Below are 5,233 nucleotides of genomic sequence, written 5' to 3' on the forward strand. Positions count from 1 at the left end.
AACACCTAGCCACCTAACCCCCCTCCCCACCCCCACACCACCCCTGCCACCATAGACCTCAACACCTCCACCCCCCGCCCCAAAAGCACCCGACAGCCCCACCCCATGCCCCCCAGTCTCACCAGCTCACCCCACAACACACAAACGACGCAGCCCACGACCACGCTGCCCTCACCCCTCCACTTCGACTGGACCTTCACAGCCGTCACATCTATTTACACCGGAAACGTCAATCGAGAACCCTTGCGTCTCATCCCCACTGGCATCCTCGGATCCATCCGCTGGTGGTTCGAAGTCATCGTCCGCGGACTCGGCGGAAAACCCTGCGACCCCACCGACTCTTCCCATTGCCCAGATCCAAACAAAAAACCCAAAGACCCCCGCCACCACTGCGTCGTCTGCGAGCTCTTCGGCTGCACCAACTGGTCCAGAAAATTCCGCCTCCTCATCCTCGACAACAACCAAAAAATCATCACCAAACAAATTCAACCCGACCTATGCTTCACCCTCCGTTTCATCCAGCTCCGCCCCATCTGCCCAGAAGAATGGTCCCTCCTCGACCTCACCCTAAAATTCATCGCCCATTATGCCGCCATCGGCGCCAAAACCGTCCTCAAACCCTCCGATGAGCAAGACCGCGCCGACATCGACCACCACAAAGACTACGGCCTCATCACCCTCGAAACCTCCCCCAACCTCGGCACCCCCGGCAAAACACTAAATGACCTCAAGCAATACCTCCAACCATCCCGTTGGCACCACTCCTTCAACGACTCAGCCTTCTCCTGGGCCTCTTTAAAAAATTTCTGGTTCGTCAAAGAAAAATACCTCACCCGAATCGATTCCGACACCTCCACCTTCAATCGCCTCCTTGGCATCCCCGAAAAAAAGCCTAACGCAAGATTCAGATGGCAAGAATCGCAAAATGATGGCAAGAATTCCTGGCTTGCGGGTGATATACGGCAAAGCAAAAAAGTCTTCAGCTTCAAAACCCCAGGCCACGCCCGCACATACGGCTTCGCTCAAGATGATAAGCACTTCGGATCTATCAAAGATACCCTCGAAGAGATATGGAATCGCAATTTCAAAATCCTCAGAGGCGAACAAATCCTCGACACTCTCCTAAGCCAATCCACTCCATCCCACTAAAAACCTATGCCCAATAGCCACTCCTCAACCCACACAACAATCTGCGATTACTTCTGCGCAAATTTCACCCTCCCCCACCATCAAGAGAGAAACCACCACCAGCAGACTCATCACTTCTCAAGTCGTCGGCAGCACCGCCCCAGCTCCAATCAATCCCCCACTCGACTGGATCCCCTTTCCATTCAAAAATACCAAAACATCCTCTACACCCAATCGTTTCGCTTCTATCAATCCCCCGTCGAATCCTCAGCGGGACGAGAAAATCGCAACAAGAGTCGCGATCACTACATGGACGAGCTTATACGCGGCCTAATCAGACCTCCGAATCTCCCCACCTTCACTTCCCAAGCCCCCCATACGCTCCCCTCCCCCCGCTGGCTCGCCTTGCAAATCAATTTCACTCTCACCACCCCTTGGTTCTCCAAAGACGACCGCGTCTTCCACGTCCTCGACAATCCCATCCGCCGCGACCGACTCTTCGCCCTCCCCTTCATGAGCGCTGCAGCATGGAAAGGCCTCCTCCGTTGGACCTACCAACACCTCCTCTCCTCCCAATCCCCCGCCAACCCTCCCCCCCACCAAACCTCCACCTGGATCACCCACCTCTTCGGCCACTCAAAAGCAGAATCCGAGGAGTTCACACAAGGCGCCCTCCACTTCTACCCCACGTGGTTCTCGCGCGTAAGCTTCGAATGCATCAACCCCCATTCCCGCGCCACTCGAGCCGGCCGTCTCCCCATCATCTATGAAGTCGTCCCACCAGACCATAACGGAATCTTCCGCCTCCTCTACGCCCCGCGCCCGCTCCCTCCTGATAAACTCCCTCCACACCAAGCCATCGAACACCTCCTCCTCGCCATCGAAAAACTCCTCACCACCTACGGATTCTCCGCCAAACGCACCGCAGGCTGGGGAACTGCCGAAATTACAAAATCCTACGCCTTCTTCACCTCCGCTGATAAATCCAACCACAAGCTCGAGGATCAATCCCCAACCTCCCTCATCGAAAAACTCAAACAATCCTCCCACCCCATCTTCAACCAAAAATGACCCCTCCACACCCCTCACCAACCTCCACTCAACCCACCGAACTCGAAAAAAAACTCATCCACCACCGCCCGCTCTTCCTCACCTGTGAAGCCATCGGCTGGACTCATCAAGCCGGCAAAGCCCGCCATTCGTTTTTCTCAAAAGAAGAATTCAAGTTCTGGCGCGACACCCCCGACACAATCCCCTGGAGCAATCTCCAGGAAACAATCAGCCAGCTACCCAACTCCTCCCCTCTCAAAATTTTCTCCACCATCCCTATCCAAGAACTCTACGAAAAAGCCGTCGGCCGGTTTAACAATCCACCCTGGATCATCCACCTCATAAACGACACACACGGCATCACCTCCGGCATTGAAAAAAACACCCCATTCGATTTCCTCAAACAAAACCCCAACGACTGCTGGCTCGCCTCCCCCTTCGGCACCCCCAAAACCAAACTCGCCTCTCCCCCCATCGAAATCATCTCCGACCAAGGCTGGGAAAAAACACTCGCAGCCATCCAAAAAATCTTCAACGACCTCACTTCCCTCTGCACCTCCCCCCACACCCACACCCATCACTGGACCCAATGGCGCGAAGACGCCATCGGTCCCAACTCCCACCTCCGAAAGACTTTCCTCGCCACCCTCTCCGAGACGCGCCTCCCCAACAACGACATCACCCTCTGGGACCAATCCTACGTCACCGCCGCACTCTTCAAAAGCGCCGTCGCCAGCGCCATCCTCAACGACCTCTCCCTCACCGATGCCCCAATCGAGCGTCCCGCTGTCCATTCGCGCCTCCTCACCGTCTCCCTCAACACCGACCCCTACGAAACCCGCGCCATCAAAATCGGCGACTGGACTGGCGCCCTCCAATCCATCCATGAATTCTTCGCCCAAGTCTCCACCCTCATCGAAGTCGAACTCGCCATCGGCTCCCTCCTCTACCGCGACTCCTCCACACTCATCTTCTCCTTCCCAAGCGAGTTCGTCCTCACCCACCCTTCAAACAACCCCTCCCCATCCACACCACAATGGCTCGAGCCTCTCCAATCCCTGATCACCCAAAAAATCGACCACTACGCCCAATCCCTCAACCTCGAAACCCCTCCCTACGTCCGCATCAGCAACCCCAAGCGATCCCTCACCCACATCATCCACGAAATCTCCAGCGCACGCCACATCACCCGCACACCAGTCCACCGCCACTGGTCTATCTCTGAAACTAACTCCCGCAATTCCCCCTCCTCCGCCTCCTCTGCCGGCCACATCTGTCCCATCTGCCAAGTCCGCTACAACAACAACCCCTCCGATAAATCCACACCCTGCTCAATCTGCCTCAGCCGCAGACAAAATCGGCTCCTCGACTGGCTCAATGCCCCAAAACACCACTCCATCCCCCACCCCACCCCCTACAACTCCTCCGACACCATCTGGTTCCAAGAACTCGCCGACTCCCACAACCGCATCGCCCTCCTCTCCCTCTCCCTCAACCTCGACCCCTGGCTCTCCGGCACACACCTCGATAGCCTCCGCTCCCTCCCTATCTCCATTTTAAATGAACGTTTGCGCAATGACCCCAGCCTAAACCAAGCCTACTCCACCCTCACCTCCCTCCAAAAAACAAATCCCACCACCCAACCAACCTCAACCCAAAATCCCTCAGCTCCCCATCAAACCCCCGACTCCTCTACCATCTCCTACGAAACTTTTGTCCGTTACATCCAACGCCTCATCCCACCCGACCACCAACCGCCAGAAAACCCTTTCAATAAAAATGAGCCCCTTCTCAAATTCCTCAGCAACGCATATCGCCACTGCCAAAGCATCCCCGATTTCTTCCGACTAATTGTCGAAGACCGCTCCCAAGCCCCCTCCTACGACCGACTCAACATCACCCAACGCGCCAAATGGATCCTCCACCCACTCCTCTCCAAACTCCCCTCCCCAGGCCGCATCTACCGATTCTGGCGTGAAGCCGAAGACTTCTTCATCGACCTCCTCAACCACCTCCGCCAAGAAATCCCCAAAACCCTTCCCCAACACCGCACCCAACGCCTCCTCCTCACCCCCACCTCCACCCCATCCCTTCGCCCCGACCAACACCTCCTCCGCGGCAATCTCAACGGCGCCCCCATCAGCCTCCTCTACCTCCCCGAACAAAAATCCTTCCTCACCACCTCCAACCTCGCCCACCTCGGCCCAAACGACCCACAACCCAAGCTCCTCCACAAACCCATCCCCCTCACCCCCGAAGACAACTCCACTACCCCCATCCTCCTCACCTTCAGCGCCGCCTCAACCCCCACCCAAACCCTCTCCCACCTCGCCACCTACGTCCCCATCATCCCACTCGACCTCTCCCCGCACCGCTTCCGCATCCTCCTCCCCCTCGAAAACGCCCACCAATGCATCCAAGCCGCCTACACAAAATGGCAACAAACCTTCGCCCGCGTCTGGGACGCACTCCCCCTCCGCATCGCCCTCGTCGCATTCGACTACGCACAGCCCCTCACCATCGTCCTCGAAGCCATCCGTTCCCTCGAAGCCAATCTCCACAACCCATCCTTCACCCTCCCCTCATCCCTCCTCGCCTCATCCCCATCCCCCAACTCCTCCCCCTCCCCCAACCACTCCCCATCCCAAGACCCACACACCGAAACCTTCACCATCCAAAAGATCACCCACAACCACTCCGCCTCACCCCACACCGTCACCCTCCACCTCAAGTCCTCCTCCACCGGCCGCCACATCACCTCCCCTCCCATCCCAATCAACACCTCCCAAAGCGATCTCTTCTACTCCTACCTCCGCGTCATCAACCCCAGCCACAAAGCCCCAAACGACTTCTCCCTCCCCGACGACCCCGATAATATCATCTACCGCCACATCAACGACCTCATTAAAAACACTGAAACCTCTAAAGGCACTGAAATTTTCATCCAGGCCCCCCTCGTCGGGGGGCCCTGCCGCGTCGCCGCACCTGCCCCCCGCTGCCCCGCCCGGCCCCAGCCCGTGCCCCCCCCCCGCCCGCCCGCCCCCCACGGCGCCCG

Annotated in this window: 3 protein-coding genes; all 3 read left to right on the forward strand. The window is 57.6% G+C overall.

The window, feature by feature from the left end:
• Positions 1 to 105 precede the first annotated feature (105 nt).
• Positions 106 to 1,149 (forward strand): type III-B CRISPR module RAMP protein Cmr1, encoded by a 1,044-nt coding sequence (gene cmr1 / locus NZM04_03440; GenBank protein MCS7063093.1) that lies wholly within the window; start codon positions 106 to 108, stop codon positions 1,147 to 1,149.
• 6 nt (positions 1,150 to 1,155) lie between these two features.
• On the forward strand, positions 1,156 to 2,199 hold the full coding sequence (locus NZM04_03445; GenBank protein ID MCS7063094.1) for a hypothetical protein: 1,044 nt from the start codon (positions 1,156 to 1,158) through the stop codon (positions 2,197 to 2,199).
• Positions 2,196 to 5,233 (forward strand): hypothetical protein (locus tag NZM04_03450; GenBank protein ID MCS7063095.1); only part of this gene is annotated, 3,038 nt, incomplete at its 3' end. The genes NZM04_03445 and NZM04_03450, both read left to right, overlap by 4 nt.

Source organism: Candidatus Methylacidiphilales bacterium (assembly GCA_025056655.1).
Classification (GTDB): Bacteria; Verrucomicrobiota; Verrucomicrobiia; order Methylacidiphilales; family JANWVL01; genus JANWVL01.

Coding starts and splice junctions, on each gene's coding strand:
- cmr1 (MCS7063093.1), top strand. CDS start 106: ATGCCCCCCAGTCTCACCAGCTCACCCCACAACACACAAACGACGCAG.
- NZM04_03445 (MCS7063094.1), top strand. CDS start 1,156: ATGCCCAATAGCCACTCCTCAACCCACACAACAATCTGCGATTACTTC.